The following is an 18,422-nucleotide window of genomic DNA, read 5'->3' as shown; positions in this document are numbered from 1 at the left end:
CCTTTATGTTATGATTTCAGCCCTTATGTATTTTATGCAGGAAAAACTGTTGTTTTTGCCCACGGTTTTGGAGCAGAATTATCAGTTTCAGTTCAACCATAATTTTGAGGAAATTAACTTAGAAGCAGATGATGGCGCATCCTTAAATGCCATTCATTTTAAGGTTGAAAATCCCAAAGGCGTGCTGTTGTATTTCCATGGAAATGCAGGCGATTTGTCCCGTTGGGGCACAGTGGTAGAGTTTTTTGTTGCCAAAGGTCTTGATGTACTTATTATGGACTATCGCACCTACGGAAAAAGTACGGGCAAATTAAGTGAAGCCACGTTTTACAGTGATGCGCAATTATTTTACGATTATTTAAAAGAAGATTACAAGGAAAGCGATATTACTGTTTACGGGCGATCCTTGGGCACTGGAATTGCTACCTATGTGGCATCAAAAAATGCCCCGAAACAATTGATTTTGGAAACGCCCTATTACAGTATGGCCCATGTTGCTAAAGCCCGATACCCCATATTGCCAGTGGATAGCTTGTTGAAATACCAATTTCCAACCTTTGAATTTATTCAAAACGTGGAATGCCCTATCGTGATGTTCCATGGTACTGACGACCATGTGATACCTTATGAAAGTGCCGAAAAGCTATATGATACTTCGCCGAAAAAGAGAACAAAATTTATCACGATTAAAGATGCAAATCATAATAATTTGATTGATTTTGAAGCCTACCGAAACTATATTGACGAGTTATTTTCTTAAAAAAATTAACATCTTAAAGAGCGAATCTTAAAGAAGTCATAAAAATAGATTTAGCGTACGTTAAAAATTTCTAAACTACTGTAAGGAAATGGATTTTTAGCCGTCTATTTGCATAAGTTTAGTTTACATAAATTTAGTTTAGTTTAGTTAAAAGAAAAGCCAGTGACTTTGAAGTTACTGGCTTCTTTGTTTTTTATAGCTAAACCAAACTATAGTAATGTTACAAACAGTTCTTCGTTTGACCGAGTAACATTGGCAAGCTTATTTTTAGTCAATTCTTTAATAGACTTGTCCCATTTTTTATTGCTTAGACCTGATTGTGTTTTTAAAACATATTCTTATGTTTTAATTTATTTAGATTTTGTTTCTACTAGTTTATTTGGAGAAATGTATTGGGGAATTGTAATTTGTGGTATTTCTTTTATATTAAAATTACCTTCTTTTACTACCGAATGCCTATTGCTAGGGCGGTTCCCAGGCCTAACCCAAAGTTCAGGGGTAATACCTAACTTATTTGCATAATCATTAATACTTCTTAATTGATTTGTTTGAGCATTCATTGAGGGTATCCTACTAGTATTCTTAACCTCTCCAATGTAAGTTTCATCAATAAAGTCAGGCAGCTTAGCATTTTTGGGATTATTGTTCGAATTTGGAATATGATGATTCTTATTTATGGGTTTTCTGATATGATTCTTGACATAAAACTCGCCTTCAAACCCAAGCATACCTCCATTTGAATTTTGTAATATATATCCTGTAGATTGTACAGCAGCCTTTCCTCCAACTCCAGCTACTGCACCAAATTTAGCATAATCTAAACTATCAACTAAAATACTATCCCAGTGAGAAGCCGGATTTATACCTTGAATTGTAATGCCTAAGGAGTTTGTTGTAACGCCTTCAGCATAGCCACCTGTGAATCCCCCAACCGAAACTGAGGTATATTGTTCAGCTTGTGTTATAGCAAATGAGCTAATTTTTCTTCCAGTTGCACTTGAAACTTTCGAAGCAACATTTGCAAATAAATTTGAAGATGCAATTCTTGAAGCAGCAAGGGTAGATACCTTTTGACCTACAGCACCTCCTACCATCGCAGCAGCAGCTCCGATAGCTGCACCTGAAATTGCACCACGAAATATATTCTCACTATTTTTACTACTTTCATATGCTCCAGTAATAGCTCCACCAATGGCACCACCTGCTGCAAAACTAACTAATCCTAACCCACTACCCATTACAGCTCCAGATAATGCTCCTGCTCCAACAGCAACCCAAAAATCTGTTCCTGATTTATCCCAATTTGCTGCAGCTGATATTCCTGCACCAATTAACGCAGTTCCTAATATTACAAATGATCCATCGGAATCTATTTTGTTTATTGGATCTTGAATACAATAAACATATAATGAAGAAGAATCAATGTAGCGATATGAATCGGGTGAAAGGTATGTAGCACTGTCGGGATTCATCAATCGAAATTTTGATAAATATTTATTTACTGACGATATGTATTCTTGTCCGCCAAATACTGGATTGACATTTAATAACGATCTGGCTAATTCTGTTCCAGAGCTGTCGAAGAGTTTTGGAAATCCAAAGTCGTCATAATCTATGTGTTCTATAATTTGGCCATTAGAATCTAATATTCCAATTAAATTAAATCGTTCATTAAAAAATGTTATTACGCTTTGTCCATCAATATGATAACCTAATGGAATTCCCGTTCCAGGTAATAAAGATATCTGTTTTTGAATATCACTTCCTTGTGATTCCATATGCACAAATCCTCCTAAATAATTTCGCTCAATTTCGCCAGAACCTTCTTCCCAAACTACACATGGTCTCATAAATGCATCATATTTAATCTGGCATTTAACTGTCCCGCGCTCTAATATTTCAATAATCCTACCAAACGAATCTGCTTTATAGGTCAATTCGTCATCGCTATGCATTACACCATCAGCGTTGAAAGCATAATTAAGTGTGCCATCGTTTGAAAGTTTATGTCCCGAATCGTAAGCATACGATTTTGAAATACCACTTGTTAGTACATGTTCTGTTCTTGCATCTGCTTCATTATAATTGTATAGCTGTTCATCCGATCCACTAGAGGCGCTTATAGCATCTGATATTATTCTGTTTTGCTCACTTTGACTGAAGGCCATTGGAAGGGGGAGAGAAAAGTTTTTTCTTGATAATGACAATCGGTTTCGATTATCGTATTCAAAATAGTTTATCTTGTTAATTAGCCCTTGAGAGGATTCTATTCTTTTTCTATTACCTGTATCAAACCTGTTATTTCTTTCACATATTGTTACACTAGAATTTTGGCTCGTTGAATTGATTAAGCGCTTTCGTTCATCATAAATATTTTCTGTGTTAAAAACGCTATCATAAATGTTAGACTTTGATAGCGCAAAGGAGCCTAAATGTTCAAAATATGCAATATCATTAATTCTATCGCCCAATACACCATGTGCAATTTCTTTTATACTAGTAAGTGTGCCAACTAAGTTGGTTTCAAATCTTTCAATTCTTCCATCTGGCCATATCTTATCTGTGGTACCAGTATTATCGTTAAATTGATGACTTAATGTTTTTCCGAACATTTGTTCAGACAGCAATCGATTGATACTATCAAAACGTCTTAAAACATCTGTTGTGCCATTACTGGCCTTAATAATTCTATCCAATCCATCATATTTGAATGTATGTGTAGAAATTGGCTCAATTGACGATGGTCCAGTAATATGTGACATCATATTTAACCTTCCTGTAAGATCATAATCATATTTTAATTCAATACCACTTGCAAATGTTTCACGCTCCAATTGCCCTATCGAATTGTAATTGGAACTTTTATTATAGCCAGTAGGAAATTGGGTTAGTATTTCTCTGTTTAGTCTATCATACGTGTAGAAAGAAGATTGACCTGTAGGATCTATATATTCGGTTACTTGAGACATGTTGTCACGTTTCCATTCATGTATAATATTTAAGCCTGTTGGGTCAAGAATTTCTTTTATTTTTTCTAGATGAGAATTGTATTGAAACAAAGTTCGGACTCCATTTAAATCTGTATTTGAGACAACATTGTTATTATCATCATATTCTGTAATTGTTGAAGTTCCATCTGGCTCTATTACAGCTATTAATCTATTTCTGTCATCGTACATTAGTTCTTTGTAGTAATTAATTACAGAACCGTCAGACTTTTTGTGAAATTCGTCTGTACGCAACACATTACCATTGTTGTCATAGGTATATCTGACTTCATTTTCTTCTGGGTCAATTATTTTTTCAATTCTGCCTAAACCATCATAGACATAGATGGTTTTCTCATTTCTATTGCCAATTATTTTTTCAATTCTATTGTTAAGATCAAAATAATATTGAGTAATGACTTCATTATAAGTCGTATAATCATCTTCGAATACACGGACAATGTCTTTTATTTTTCTTCCTTTGTTATCATATTCGTATGATGCAAATGATAATGTGCGAGTAGTACCTGATCCATCATCTCCAACGATTTCAACAGATTCAAGCAGGTTATTAGGTAACCAGTTATAAATTTGAGTTGTATTATTAGGATATTTGGCTTCTTTCAACCTCGAAAACCCATCGTATTTATAGAATGTTATGGCACCAATAGGAGAAGTTGATGAAACAAGTTTTCCAGAACGATCATATTGGTTAATTGTTTTTAATTCAGATGCATCTCCTTTAACAGTCTGACGTAGAGGAAGACCTCGTTCATCTATTGTAATTTCATCTCTACTTTCATTAGGAAAAATAGTTTCCAATGCAAACCCTCTAAAATCGTTACAGATGTTAACAGTTCTGCTTTCATCAGTATTAGAACCAGCTATATATTGGATTGGGTATCCAAGTACTTCTCGAATAATTTTATGTTCTATAAAGCCATCACTTACACCAGATCCTGAATAGCTGCCAAGAGGTGATTTTGTTCTAACAATATTCTTATCTCCATCATAATGGAATGTAGTCTTAGCTCTAGATCCATGAACTTCAGGAATCTCTATTTCTTCGGTTAACCCAAGAGCATTAATATTTAGGTCTGTAACACGCCCTAAAGGGTCAATGATCTTATTCTGGAAACCATACATGTTATACCCAAACTGGGTTCTAATATTTAAGCCTCTACGATCTTGTATAGTTGCAATTAATCTTTGGTTGGTTATTCCAGAGCTGCCATATTCATATTCGATAACTGTACCATCTGGCGCTATTTTTTTTTCTAAAGCACCATAGGAGTAGTATTCAAATTTTGTAATACTTTGTTGTGTGCTACCATCGGGTAAAGTAACTTCGGGTTCGTGTACTTCAATGAGATTTCCTTTGTTATCTGGATCGCCTGGATACAGGTTAAAGTCATATTTTAATTCGGTTGTGGCACCTGTTTCATTTTTAATTTCAGTGACTTGTTGATATAGAGGATGATAGTTTGCCTGAAAAATAACTCTACTTGGTGCAGGAGAGAGTGGAGAAGCTGTGATCTCCGTCTGAAGTAAATTGTTCCTCATTCGAGGATCTGGATTTAAATCATCATGCGTATTTATAACTTGACTTCCATCTGGATTTGCTGTGAGTTTTGTGTTTCCCTGAGAATCGTATTCGTATTGCCATGCAGCTACTCTAAATGTACGATCTTTATTGAGTCTATATCGTCTGTCTAACAGGTCTCCTTTGTAATTAAAAGTATAAGTTTCTAATCCGAAATCTGGATTCATTACTTCAACGCGGTGCGCAGGAAAATTTATGTTTTCTTGTATTGGTGGTACCCATTGTAATTGTGTATGCCGAAATTGAAATAAATAGCCTCCGTAAAGTTGTTCTTTAATTCTTCCGAAGAATTGAGAGGAAGGGTCATCTTCGTATTTGTTTTCTAAATAGACATTACCTTCTGAATCTTCAACTCTAACAATATTGTGCTTCAACTTTGGAGGTAAATGAGGTGAATCGTAATGATATGATTTGACCATTCCTTTTGGAAAATCGGTTGTAGGTGGTGACTTAACACAAATTAAATGCTTGGTTTCCTCATTATGCACATATTCAAAGGTTCTGCCTGAAGTATCACGTATAGATGTGATAATACCACAAGCGTCATAATTAAAAGAAATATAGCGTCCTACATTGTCAGTAACTTTCAGGAGGTTGTCTTCGCTTCCGTATTCAAAGTTTATTGTGTTTCCAGATCTATCAATGATTTTATCAATAGGGATACGTTCTGCATCACTCCAAAAACTTGGTCGAGCAAAATGCAATTCTATACCTCCTTTTTGATACAATATATATACTTGTGGAATACTCGGGTGTCTTTCTAATTTTTCAAACAGACCAGTCGGAGAATCAAAACCAGTACCTGTAGTTTTAAAAACAGATTCACTTAAGTTACGCCACACAGCGACATTACCATCGTTAAGCTCACGTAGATAAATGTTATAGTTGTGATCCCAATTCCAGCCAAATGCACCATAAGCTGAAACGCCACTTCTATAAGATCTAATAACAACTAAGGGTATAGTTGTATTTGGAATTTCAAGGTCAATTTCGTTGATATAAAATGAACCGTTAAAAATATCTACAGGATCCGCAGTTTTTGTTTTTTCGTTTGCCTCTTCTTGAGAGACTTCTGGGTGTGGTTTGCCTTCGGGTGGGCGTTCTACGTCATTATCTGTTGTGTTTTTTTCAGTTAGTGTAACATTGGTAATCTCTACATTTGCCCGATCTTTAAAATCTCCTACTCCCTGTTTATCTGATGAATCTTCTTCTTCAGGATTGCTACTATCATCAAATAACTCATCTGCCTGATCTAAAATTTCATCGATAGGTTTTAATATACTATTAATTGTCTGTTTGAATTCCTCACTTTCTCGATTCAATCGGTCACATTCTGCCTTAATTTCCATATAGCTAGCATTACTGCTTAATATAGCATTAGGATTTGCATCTATGAGTGCATTTAAAAAACCTAAAAAATGGCAATCTCCATTGAATTCAAATTCATGAATGTTATCTTGAGAATAAACTACACTATCATAAGTAAAACTATTATTTACTTCTTCATCTAATTTTAGCATATATAGTTGCTGAGTCATGTATTTTCAATGTTATAAATAAAAAATCTCAGTTTCCGATAAACGAACCCCCTATTTTAAGATTTATTTTTGATCAACTTCTTGATTGCCTGATTATTAAATTTATCACTACCAACAATTCTTTCAAATCGTTTTTTAAAGAACTTAGTATGCTGAAAATCCATAGGTTTCTTTTTCTGGCTTAGTGATCTCATCCCATTAAATAAGCTTTGTCTAAAATCATTAATAGACTGAGAAGCACTACCTTGAAGAAGTTTCTTATAAGATGATTTACGAATTTTAATTGGTTGTTCACCAATGATACTTGAAACATTTTTATTTAAGCTTTCTTTTATTGAGGTCATGAACTTTTGTTTACTAATTCCTTGTTTCTTTAATATTTTTGAATGTTTTTCATATACTTTAGCAATTGAATTATCTGATGGTATTGCCTCTATGTAGGGTAATTCAGGATTATCAGTAAATTCGTCGCCCCATAAGTCTTCAATCAAACCAGGTATATTATCTGGGGAGTTAATAATATCTAATTTACCAAAATCAGATTTTAAGCATCCATTATTATTCTCGTAAGAATTACAAATACTTGTGCGATTAATGATAGCCTGATCTAGAGTTACGCTAGGTTCCAGATTCGATTCTTTTGGCCTTCTTAAACGATATTTATATTTTCTATGGAACTTTGTTTTTGGTGGATTCTCTTTATCTCGAACATCAAGATCATCGAAATGACTTCTTAAAAAGTTTAAAACAGTAGCAACACCTCTGGTAGCTAAACCAATTGCAATATCCAAAGTCCGCCTTAATACTGTTGCGCTTAATCCGCTAATTTTAGCAGCTTCGCTATGCAATGTGAAATCGTAAGTAATTAGATTTTCTCTTATGGTGAATGGAGCGTGCTCTTCAATAGCTGGCGCTTTTCTATTATCCCCAAAACCTGAGGTGCTTTCTATCCAGTTGGCTATAAATATCGAGTCATCTGCATTATCGCCACTTAAAATCTCTTCTTCTAGTCCCCATTCATGATCGATTTCCCAACCATCATCTATAAAAAGTTCCTCAGAATCTTTATGTTCTTCCTTGTCAGATCTGAACCATCCAGTTCCTGTTTTTTTTGATATAACTTCAGGAAATTCTAGGGTAATTTTTTTAAAATCATATTCATAATTTGTTTTAGGTACAGAGAATTCAACACCTTCAGGGTAATGTGCGGTATTTAAATTAACATCAACAAGCAATCCTTTAGAATCTTTGTTTCTTTCAGCAACCAAGAAAAATTCTTGAATGCCTTCGATTTGTCTCAGTCCTTGTGCAAAAGACCTGAAAGGTGTCGTTTGCATGGTATGAGGTCTAGGGAGCATAAAAAACCTTAGAAACCCTCTACCTAGTCTATATGAGCTTAGATAATTATATAATTGTGAAATGTAAGTTGTATGCGATTCTAGTTCTCTACGTTCTGTACTAACATCGGTATTTATATTATAATTATCCTCCTGGCTCCTTGTATGAGTAATACCGCCTTTGGCTGTTCCACCAAATCCGCCACTGGCATTTAAACTAGTACCACTTTCACCGCTGCCTGCACCAGTACTATTTACTTCACCTGTTCCTCCTGCTGTTCCAGTAACATTCACTTTGCTTTCTGTAGACTTTAAATTCTTTTGCCCTTTTCCTACTCCTACAGTACCAATTGATGATGAGAGAATCTCTCCTGTTTCTACTACAGATTGATAATAATCTCTACGCTTAGGTTCAAAATCTTGTATTACGCAATCCGGAGTACCAGACTTATCATTATTCTCAAAAACCCTAACATCTAATAGTACGCCATAACAAGAATAATATTCCTGTAGAATACTAATAATTTCATTAATTTCAATATTTTCTAGGTGCTCTAGGTAATTGATGAAGTAATTAGGGTTAACGGTATGTTGAAAACCAGTAATTGAGCAGACAATTTTTAAGTACACAGTTTGTTTTGCGCAAGGGTTGGACTCAATATTTTCATCAAAAGGAGGTTCGTATGCATATACTTCAATTGTAGGTTTCCATTTTTCTACAATTTCACTACATGGAGGTTTTCTAAAAAGAGGGTGGACACTAGAGGAAATAAATTGCCACGGAATGTCAATTGGTAAGTTTAATCTAAAATTTGACATGGTTTTATTTTTATATTATTATTCATTTTTATTGCGAGGACCTAATTATGCAAGTATTTCCCACTTGGTTAATGAGGATTTCATTTGAACACTGAGGAAATACCAAGTCTTCTTAATTTCATTCTAGATGAATACCATGTAAGAGGGAGTGATTCCTAACAAAAAACTATGCTAGTAGTAAAATAGGGCAACACTAAAGTTTAGTGGTGCTATTAATATAGAAATTATAGGAAAGTGATTATAAATATACTGAATTATATTTTATTGTGCAATAATTCTTAAGACCGATACCTATTTTACTTAATATGGTAGGCCATAATTGACAAGTTCTTAGTGATAATGTCCCATTGTCCACGACAAAAAAAGGATTGCCGATCAGACAATCCTTAAATATTATTGAGATGCTGAAACTAGTTCGGCATGACAAAGCACTGCTTATCAAACCACCTCCACAAAAAGCCCTTCCTCGGTCTTTTCAACCTTAGCTAAACTGTTTTTAGTCAGCTCTTTAATGGATTTATCCCACTTTTTATTGGATAGGCCGGATTGGGATTTTAAATCCACCAATTCCAGTTTTTCGGACTTGTTTAAAATTTCCAAAATGGCTTTGGCATCATCGCTAATGGCCAAAGGTTTTTTCTCTGGTTTCATTTGGGGGAAGAACAGTACTTCCTGTATGGACTGATTATTGGTTAAAAACATAATCAATCGGTCCATCCCAATACCCATACCTGATGTTGGAGGCATGCCATATTCCAGCGCACGCAAAAAGTCATAATCAATGGTGGCTGTAGCCTCATCGTCGCCTTTTTTAGCCAGTTCCAATTGGTGCTCAAAACGTTGGCGTTGGTCAATCGGGTCGTTCAGCTCACTGTAAGCATTTGCGATTTCCTTACCGCATACCATCAGTTCAAAACGCTCTGTTAATTCTGGGTTTTCGCGGTGTTCTTTGCATAACGGACTCATTTCCTTTGGATAGTCTGTAATAAACGTCGGTTGGATATAATTGCCCTCACATTTTTCACCAAAAATCTCATCGATTAATTTGCCTTTACCCATCGTATTGTCAACCTCAATGCCCATGTCTTTGGCCGCTTGCCTAATGTCAGCTTCCGATTTTCCTGTTATATCAAATCCCGTAAAATGTTTGATGGAATCTGCCATGGTCACCCTTGGGTAGGGTGCTTTAAAATCTATGTTATTCTTACCAAAAGTAGCTTCAGTGGTGCCGTTAACGGCAATGGCACAATGCTCCAATAAGCGCTCGCAGAAATCCATCATCCAGTTGTAATCTTTGTATGCCACATAAATTTCCATAGCCGTAAATTCTGGGTTGTGGGTACGGTCCATCCCCTCGTTTCTAAAGTTTTTAGAAAACTCATATACCCCGTCAAAACCACCGACTATCAAGCGTTTTAAATACAACTCATTGGCAATTCGCATATATAAAGGAATATCTAAACTATTATGGTGGGTGACAAATGGTCGCGCCGCCGCGCCTCCTGCAATAGGTTGCAATACGGGAGTTTCCACTTCAAAATACCCAGCATTGTTAAAAAACTGGCGCATGGCATTGAACAGCTTCGTGCGCTTTACAAACACATCTTTTACATGGGGATTCACCACCAAATCCGCGTAGCGCTGTCTGTAACGCAACTCAGGGTCGTTAAACTCGTCATAGGTATTGCCTTCGGCATCCGTTTTAGGTAATGGCAGGGGTTTCAAAGCTTTGCTCAATAAGGTGAAATCCTTTACCATCACTGTTTTTTCGCCTACTTTGGTGGTAAACAATTCGCCTTCAATCCCGATAAAATCCCCGATGTCCAACAATTTTTTGTACACGTCGTTGTACTTGCTTTTGTCGTCACCTGTGCAGATTTCATCACGGTTAAAATACACCTGAATACGCCCTTCACTATCCTGAAGTTCGGCAAAACTTGCACTCCCTTGGATACGGCGGGACATCAATCGGCCTGCAATCACTACGGATTTACCTTCCTCAAAATCGGCTTTAATGTCCTTGGTTGTCTGTTTGACGGGGTATAAATCCGCAGGATAAGGATTAATACCTAAAGCTCTCAATTTTGCGAGTTTGTCGCGTCGTACCAGTTCTTGTTCAGAAAGTTGCATGCCTGTTTTATTTAAGGTTGCAAAATTACATTATTTCACCTAAGAATAAAACAATGAGGCTACCTAAAAAGTCGTCATTCCGAACAAAGTGAAGGAATCTCTAAAATTTAGGTTATCAATTGTGAGATTACTTCGAAATCATAATTTCTCGTAATGACGTTTAGAATTTGCTTTTTAGACAGCCTTAATGACTAAATCAAACTAACGATTAATTTGTCGCTACCACCTTGCCCTTGATTTTAAGGATTTTTTGGACCTCCTTTGCATTGGAAATTACGGTAATGGTTTTAGTGAAATTACCTAGTTTTTTGGTGTTGTACTTCACCTTTAATTCACCTTGTTCGCCAGGAAGAATGGGTGCTTTGGAATAGGAAGGCACCGTACAGCCACAGCTGGTTTTCACTTCGGAAATAATTAATGGCGCATTGCCTTTATTGGTGAATTTAAAAATTCGCGTACCGTCTGAACCTTGTTCGATAGTGCCATAATCCATCACTTCGGTTTCAAAATCGATAATGGCCACTTCCTCTAGCATTGCCAATTCCTGTGCCTGCGTTAGTGTCGTGGCTCCAATAAATAGGAGCATTACTAAAATGTTTACTGTTCGTTTCATGATTAAATTGTTTTAGATGAAGTGATTCAAAATTTTGAGTTTGCCTAATGCACCACTTCAATGATTAATACGAAAGCAAACATCGCCATTTACATTTGGGAATGGGGTCGAAAAACAGGTTGAAATCGGTACTAGTACCAGGGTTGAATTTTGTAACTATTTGTGATACAGCGACTTTAGTTCGTCTCTTGAACTGACGTTTAGTTTACGGTACACATTATTAACGTGGGTTTTTACCGTACTCACGCTTACAAAAAGCGCATCGGCAATGTCCTTATTGCTATTATCTTCCAATAAAAGTTGCAACACATTCTGCTCTTGTTTGGTGAGTTGGGAAGTGACTTCCGTCAAACCCCTGCCATTTTTGGCCCGAGTTTTCCGTATCAATATCAAATTAAAAAGCAAGGAAATAATCAGTAACCCGAATAGAATATAGGTCCAAAAGAAATCAGTGTTGGCTTCCGTTGGCGAAACAATAAATTTATCCGAAGCCAATTCAGCTTTGTACTGATGGGTATATGCCGAATTTGGATAACTGGTTCCCAATCGGTTTGAAAGTCCGTCGTAATATGTATTACTTTTCAAGTCTTCGAGGTAATAGCGGTGAAAGGGACTACTTCGGTCCGACAAAAAAGCGTAAATGTATAGTTCTGCCAAAGGTTCGTTCAACGAAACCCCAAAATCCTGCAGGGTTTTAAACCATTTTTTATTGTTCAATTCTCGATTGGCGATACTTCTAAATTCGGAATAGGCAAATTTCATTTCTTCCTTTAGGGAATCGATTTTTATAAAGGCCCCAGTTTTCGGATTGGAAGACACAATATCGCAAAACATCTGGGTGTCAAAGGACAAGGGAAATTGAATGGTATCATTATGTTTCGCAATAAAAAGAATATCCTTGCTATCCGTGCAATGTCCTTCAAAATGCATGATAGCATCGTCAGCGGAAGCGCAGTTGTCCACATGCAGTTTATAGATTTTCTGTTCCGTATCCAACTGATTGCCTGTGAATTGAAAAAACCCAGTGGAATCGGCCGAAACCCGGGTGATAATCTGCTCGTCATTAATATTGGAAAGCGTTCTGTAATCATCAATTACCGATAGGTACACCTGATTTTCCCAGCGGTCGTGGTCAATAAACCCTTTAAAATTGTGTTGGGCAAACGCCGAGCTCCCGAAAAGGACAAAACATAGGATTCTGTAAAAAAATCTCATAGCACTAAACTACTGTTTTTTCTTTTAAGTAAAAATTAAATCAAATTGGCTAACATTACCATCTTTTTTTTTTGAAAAGCACTAAACTGTGTCAGGTTGAGCGCAGTCGAAACCTATTGTAATCCGAAAATTTTTTGAGACCTTTCGTTAAGCTTCGCCTTGTACTTTCAATGAAAATATATTTTCATTTCAGTAATGCTCAAGGTGACATCTGAATTTTAAATTATCCTAGTTTTGTTGTAACGAAGCGATTGTAAAAGCGTCCCATAGGTAATCATCAACATGTGCTGAACTAGTTTCAGTATCGAAATCAATTTATAATGAGTTTTTGGAGAGTTTTACTTTCTATTATTTGCCCGCCACTGGCCGTTTTGGATAAAGGCTGTGGCTCTATTTTTATCGTTTTTCTACTATGGCTTTGTGGCTGGGTGCCGGGGGTTATCGCAGCTTTGGTCATACTTAATAGTCCTAAGAATTAAACTATCTTTGCTGGGATTATTAATCCCGTAATTTAGTTTCCATGAAAAAGATTATACTGTTCCTGATAGCTGGATTGACTATTGTAGTTACTAGCTGTCAATTTTCTGAGCATATTTATTTTAACGAAGATGGCTCCGGACGCATGGAGTTTGTGTTTGATGCTTCGGAAATCATGCAAATGGCAGGAGAGGATAAAAATGATAATGCGGGGGAAAAGGATATGGATTCCACATTTACATTCAAGGAAATTTTTGAGGAGAAAAAAGATAGTATTGCCACACTGCCGATAGAGGAGCAGGAAAGATTGAAATCCCTTGAGAATTTTAAAGTACACATGTTGGTAAATGAAGCGGAAAAGGTAATGAATGTGGATATCTCGACAGAATTTAAAAATGCTGATGAACTTCAGGAGATGTTTACTGCATTGAATGCCCTTGAAAATTTAAAAGGAAAGGATTCTACAAAGGTGAATGAACCTGCCAACCCTTTTACTTCAATGGCCAATGGAGGTAATACGGATGTAAGTTACTCTTTTAATAATGGGGTTTTTAAGCGAAACGTCAAGGTGATTGATAAAGAAGTCCAGCAACAGATGAAGGATAGTTTGGGTGAAGCCGCGATGATGTTTGCCAATTCAAAATACAAGGTGAACTATCATTTTCCGCGACGGGTGAAATCTGTTTCTAACGATAAGGCCCTATTTAGTGCCGATGGGAAGACCGTGATTGTGGAATATGGGCTGATAGATTATATGACCAATCCAGAAGTAATGAATTTAGAAATTGTATTGGAGGATTAGTTTTGAATAAAATTGTACAAGTTGAAGACTTAGGCTTCAAAGATTACAAGGATACTTGGGATTATCAGGAAACCTTGTTCAAAGCCATTGTAGATACCAAAATCAAAAATAGGCGGGAGGACACTGAAGTTAAAACCCAAAACCATTTTTTGTTTGTGGAGCACCCGCACGTCTATACCTTGGGCAAAAGTGGGGATTTATCCAATTTATTGTTGAATGAGGCACAATTGCAGGCCAAAGGCGCATCTTTTTATAAAATCAATAGGGGAGGCGACATTACCTACCACGGGCCCGGACAGATTGTGGGCTATCCCATTTTGGATTTGGAAAACTTTTTTACGGATATCCATAAATACCTCCGACTGTTAGAGGAAATGATTATCCTAACATTGGAAGAATACGGTTTAAAAGCAGAGCGTAGTAAAGGTGAAACAGGAGTGTGGTTGGATGTGGATACGCCATTTGCTAGAAAAATTTGTGCCATGGGCGTACGTGCCAGCAGATGGGTCACCATGCACGGTTTCGCTTTAAATGTAAATGCCGATTTGGGTTATTTTGATAATATTATTCCCTGCGGAATTCGGGGTAAAGCGGTCACTTCTTTAAATGTTGAATTGGGTGTTGAAAAAGTGGATGAAGCTGCCGTTAAGGAAAAGTTGTTGAAGCATTTTTCAGAGCTTTTTGGGGTGATATTTTTTAACGATCTTGAAAATTAAAAGTAATGGATTTAATCTACTAATATTTGGTTTGGGACTGTTTATAAATCTTTTAAACCATTTTCAATGAACTATACATACTGTTTTTTTCATAGCGTGCTTAGTGGACAAACTAAATTTTTTTGAGTTGCATTCGATATCTTTACCTACCGCCCTGTTTGCCCTAATTTTTCAACTTTTTCCAACCACTTTGCTCTAAACTTTTCTTCAGAAAGCCTTATAGGGCCAATGGTTGTAATTCTTACTTTTTTCACTCCAATGAAGTTCATTGTTAATTTCTTCATTGCTTTGTGACTAGGGCTTGCATAAAACCACTTGTAGTACCAACTAGGTTGGTCTAAAGTACAAATGATTCTAGCAGTTTTACCCGTAAAATGTTTATCCCACCATAAAGATGCTTTTCTTTTGCTAAACGCAAACCCTGGAAGAAGCACCCTATCCAAAAAGCCTTTCATTATTGCAGGTACTGAACCCCACCAAACAGGATACACCCAAACTAAATGGTTAGCCCATTTTAGTATGTCTTGACTTTTTAATAAATCAGGTTCAAGTTCGGTTCTTTTCCTATAACCAAATTGCAGATTTGGATTAAAATCTAAATCTTGAATAATGATTTCTCGAATTTCGTAACCTGACGCTTCAGCTCCTTTTTTATAGGCTTTTGCTAAGGCGAAATTGTAACTTTCTTTATCTGGATGGCCTATTATAAGGGCTATTCGTTTATTCATCTATGTTTTATTTTAACATACCTAATATAGGTGTGATTCCAATTATTAGTAAAACTATCCAGCCTAGATGTTTTCCTTTTGTAGCAATGAAAACAAGAAAGGAGGCGGAGAGCATTGTAATTGTTATGCAGGCAATCATAAATTGCGTCATACCAACACTTATTTCGGTCTGCATTGTTCCAATTTTGATAAGTAAAACACCAATACACCATCCAAATAATGATGTTAAGTGCCAAGTAGCCCAAATTATTCTTAGATGTCTTTCTTTTAACTTAGATGTTGCAATCGTTGGAATTATTTTGTTGGATTTTTTTAGATTCTTAAAAATTAAAAATTCTCCAAGTATAGAGTGTACTAATCCTAATATAAGACATAGAGTACCTGCAATGAACAAATATTGATTCATAAGAAATATTTAAAGATTCTGCCTATTAGAAGATGGTTTTTGTAAGCCCATTAAAATCAGAATACCAATAGGCATAAGCAATATCCACTGAAATGCATTAACCTTATACAGAAAACTGGTAATTAAAAAAGGAATGCCTGATAAAATGTAAAGAACAGCTATAGGTTTAAGAAATTCTTTTTCTTGATGGCTATCTTTTTTAAATCCAACTTTTAGGATGATGTAGGAAGTCAAAAACAAAAGTATAGTTACGATGTGCCACGCTCCGGTTAATTCACTCTTTTGTTGAATGCTAATATCACTCTCTAAAAGTGGATTAACCAATTCTATTTGTCCGCCTACGGTATGAAGAATAGCGCCTAAAAGATTTATAATACCTGCTGTTTTTATGTTTATTCTTTTCATTTATTGAAAATTTGAATTAGAAGTATTTTTTGATTTTATGTAAAAATGGGTTTGCAGGTTTATCCTCTTTAAAAAACTTATAAAGAATAATACAGGTTGGAATAGTTAAATAGAATGAGCAGATTAAGAATGTTGCTAAGCCACAAGTAATAGCCAAAATTTGAGAAAAAAGTTCGCCAATACTATCTTGCTTCTCTATAAAAAAGTTGCTTACACCAAAAGCATATTCATAGAATTGAATCGAGGTTTCGTAGATTAGCCAAGCTGGGTAAAACCATTTTCTAATAGGTTCCCACCATGTTCCAAAAATTGATTGTTGTTGATTGCTGAATTCTTCCATTTTTAAATCTTTTTACAAAGATCATTTTAATGGAAGGCACATCATTTGATATAGATCAAATTCGAACTTTAGGGTTGCGAATCCTACTTAATGTTTCAAGGGTAATACCTAAGTAAGAAGCAATATGTGTGAGCGGTATTCGCTGTGTAATGTTTGGGTAAATACTTATTAAGTTCTGATATCTTTCTTCTGCCTTTGAAAATTGAATGGTGTGCAATCTTTCACAAAGTCCTAACATAGTTTCTATTACTACTCTACTAATAAATCGTTCAAAATCGTGGAATTTATTTGAAAGGAAGTCCACTGTTTCTTTGGAAAACTCAAGAACTGTTGAGTCTTCAATAAATTCGATATAATGTGGACTCGGTTGTTCGCCGAAAAAACTTATAATGGATGCGATAAATTGATTTTCAAATGTAAACCAATCCGAAATGTCTTTGCCATCCTTTAAATAATAAGCCCTCGCACATCCTTCAATAATTAAATATGCGTTCTTAGAATATTGCCCTTCTCGAACGACAATGTCACCTTTTTTGTAGGTAACAAGTTTTGAATTAGAAATGAACTCTTGCTGACAGCCATGTGTTAAGGGGGAGTAAATTTCTTCAATTTCATTTAGGGTTTTTTCTATATTCATCTTGATAGACTATAGTTTCTTATTTAGAAGAGAGGTTTCCTTAATGTTTGCCAAAACTAAGATAATATTGCTTTTTAAAAGGTTTGCCGGCTGTAAAATCAAGCTAGAAGAATTAACCAAATCAATATTTTTCCGGTACAAACGTCTGATAATTCATTGGTGGCCTGACGTAGGCCTCATAATCCGGAAGTTCGGGCAGTTCAATAGGTTCAATGTTCATTTTTTCATGGGGAATCATACTCAGTACGTGGCTGATACAATTCAGTCGCGCTTTCTTTTTATTATCGGAGTTGACCACGTACCATGGTACTTGCTTAGTATCGGTATGCGCAAACATTTGGTCCTTCGCTTTTGAATATTCCAACCATCGGGAACGGGATTCCAGGTCCATGGGGCTAAACTTCCATCGTTTCAATGGGTTGCTAATACGATTTTTAAAACGCCTTTCCTGCTCCTCATCACTTACCGAAAACCAATATTTCAAAAGAATGATGCCTGAACGTACCAACATCCTTTCAAACTCCGGGCAGGATCGCAAAAACTCACGGTATTCCTTATCGCTACAAAAACCCATCACCTTTTCCACGCCAGCACGGTTATACCAACTTCGGTCAAATAAAACAATATGTCCAGCAGAGGGTAAATGCTCTACATAACGCTGAAAGTACCATTGTGTTTTTTCCTTTTCTGTAGGAACGCCCAAAGCCACAACCTTGCACACCCTTGGGTTTAAAGGTTCGGTAAAACGCTTTATAGTACCGCCTTTTCCTGAAGCATCGCGTCCCTCAAAAACAATTACTACTTTTAGTCCTTTGTTTTTAACCCATTCTTGAAGATGGACTAAATCGGTATGTAGTTTTTTAAGCTCGGCGTCGTAATCGAAATCGTTTTTGGACATGGTTGGCACAG

At 36.0% G+C, this 18,422-nt stretch carries 15 protein-coding genes; 4 read left to right on the top strand and 11 right to left on the bottom strand.

Annotated features, from left to right (window positions below; genetic code table 11):
* The first annotated feature begins 10 nt into the window (after nucleotides 1-10).
* Nucleotides 11-760 carry an alpha/beta hydrolase gene (locus H7U19_RS05600; protein ID WP_246454649.1) on the top strand — a complete coding sequence of 250 codons (750 nt, stop codon included), beginning with the start codon at nucleotides 11-13 and terminating at the stop codon, nucleotides 758-760.
* A 350-nt stretch (nucleotides 761-1,110) separates the two neighbouring features.
* Here the strand turns inward: H7U19_RS05600 and H7U19_RS05595 are convergent, their stop codons facing one another.
* From H7U19_RS05595 to H7U19_RS05575, 5 genes are all read right to left on the bottom strand, one after another.
* Nucleotides 1,111-6,888, bottom strand: a complete 5,778-nt coding sequence (locus H7U19_RS05595; RefSeq protein ID WP_186559972.1) for a DUF6531 domain-containing protein — start codon at nucleotides 6,886-6,888, stop codon at nucleotides 1,111-1,113.
* 56 nt (nucleotides 6,889-6,944) lie between these two features.
* Nucleotides 6,945-9,044, bottom strand: a complete 2,100-nt coding sequence (locus H7U19_RS05590; protein WP_186559970.1) for a hypothetical protein — start codon at nucleotides 9,042-9,044, stop codon at nucleotides 6,945-6,947.
* A gap of 438 nt (nucleotides 9,045-9,482) precedes the next feature.
* Nucleotides 9,483-11,174 carry a lysine--tRNA ligase gene (gene lysS, locus H7U19_RS05585; protein ID WP_186559968.1) on the bottom strand — a complete coding sequence of 564 codons (1,692 nt, stop codon included), beginning with the start codon at nucleotides 11,172-11,174 and terminating at the stop codon, nucleotides 9,483-9,485.
* Between the two features lie 208 nt (nucleotides 11,175-11,382).
* On the bottom strand, nucleotides 11,383-11,787 hold the full coding sequence (locus H7U19_RS05580) for a DUF1573 domain-containing protein (protein WP_186559966.1): 405 nt from the start codon (nucleotides 11,785-11,787) through the stop codon (nucleotides 11,383-11,385).
* 156 nt (nucleotides 11,788-11,943) lie between these two features.
* Nucleotides 11,944-13,002 (bottom strand): helix-turn-helix domain-containing protein, encoded by a 1,059-nt coding sequence (locus H7U19_RS05575; protein ID WP_186559964.1) that lies wholly within the window; start codon nucleotides 13,000-13,002, stop codon nucleotides 11,944-11,946.
* 320 nt (nucleotides 13,003-13,322) lie between these two features.
* Between H7U19_RS05575 and H7U19_RS05570 the strand changes: the two genes are divergently transcribed.
* The 3 genes from H7U19_RS05570 to lipB are packed head-to-tail and all read left to right on the top strand — an operon-like array spanning nucleotide 13,323 to nucleotide 14,997.
* Nucleotides 13,323-13,481 (top strand): YqaE/Pmp3 family membrane protein, encoded by a 159-nt coding sequence (locus tag H7U19_RS05570; protein ID WP_186559962.1) that lies wholly within the window; start codon nucleotides 13,323-13,325, stop codon nucleotides 13,479-13,481.
* A gap of 41 nt (nucleotides 13,482-13,522) precedes the next feature.
* Nucleotides 13,523-14,281 (top strand): hypothetical protein, encoded by a 759-nt coding sequence (locus tag H7U19_RS05565; RefSeq protein ID WP_186559961.1) that lies wholly within the window; start codon nucleotides 13,523-13,525, stop codon nucleotides 14,279-14,281.
* Between the two features lie 2 nt (nucleotides 14,282-14,283).
* Nucleotides 14,284-14,997, top strand: coding sequence for a lipoyl(octanoyl) transferase LipB (gene lipB, locus H7U19_RS05560; RefSeq protein WP_186559959.1), 714 nt, complete (start codon nucleotides 14,284-14,286; stop codon nucleotides 14,995-14,997).
* 146 nt (nucleotides 14,998-15,143) lie between these two features.
* Here the strand turns inward: lipB and H7U19_RS05555 are convergent, their stop codons facing one another.
* The 6 genes from H7U19_RS05555 to ppk2 all read right to left on the bottom strand — a co-directional run bounded on the left by H7U19_RS05555 (nucleotide 15,144) and on the right by ppk2 (nucleotide 18,411).
* On the bottom strand, nucleotides 15,144-15,725 hold the full coding sequence (locus H7U19_RS05555; protein WP_186559957.1) for an NAD(P)H-dependent oxidoreductase: 582 nt from the start codon (nucleotides 15,723-15,725) through the stop codon (nucleotides 15,144-15,146).
* A 7-nt stretch (nucleotides 15,726-15,732) separates the two neighbouring features.
* Nucleotides 15,733-16,131, bottom strand: coding sequence for a hypothetical protein (locus tag H7U19_RS05550; protein ID WP_186559955.1), 399 nt, complete (start codon nucleotides 16,129-16,131; stop codon nucleotides 15,733-15,735).
* 9 nt (nucleotides 16,132-16,140) lie between these two features.
* Complete coding sequence (locus tag H7U19_RS05545; protein WP_186559953.1) at nucleotides 16,141-16,536, bottom strand: hypothetical protein; 396 nt, start codon at nucleotides 16,534-16,536, stop codon at nucleotides 16,141-16,143.
* Between the two features lie 16 nt (nucleotides 16,537-16,552).
* Nucleotides 16,553-16,876, bottom strand: a complete 324-nt coding sequence (locus H7U19_RS05540) for a hypothetical protein (RefSeq protein WP_186559951.1) — start codon at nucleotides 16,874-16,876, stop codon at nucleotides 16,553-16,555.
* A 55-nt stretch (nucleotides 16,877-16,931) separates the two neighbouring features.
* Nucleotides 16,932-17,513 carry a Crp/Fnr family transcriptional regulator gene (locus tag H7U19_RS05535; protein WP_186559949.1) on the bottom strand — a complete coding sequence of 194 codons (582 nt, stop codon included), beginning with the start codon at nucleotides 17,511-17,513 and terminating at the stop codon, nucleotides 16,932-16,934.
* 121 nt (nucleotides 17,514-17,634) lie between these two features.
* Nucleotides 17,635-18,411: a polyphosphate kinase 2 gene (gene ppk2 / locus H7U19_RS05530; protein WP_186559947.1), complete on the bottom strand. Its 777-nt coding sequence runs from the start codon at nucleotides 18,409-18,411 to the stop codon at nucleotides 17,635-17,637.
* Between the last annotated feature and the right edge of the window lie 11 nt (nucleotides 18,412-18,422).

The sequence above is a fragment of the Hyunsoonleella aquatilis genome, from assembly GCF_014270105.1.
GTDB classification, from domain to species: domain Bacteria; phylum Bacteroidota; class Bacteroidia; order Flavobacteriales; family Flavobacteriaceae; genus Jejuia; species Jejuia aquatilis.
The sequence above is the reverse complement of the archived record's forward strand: the minus strand, read 5'-3'. Positions and strand labels throughout refer to the sequence as shown.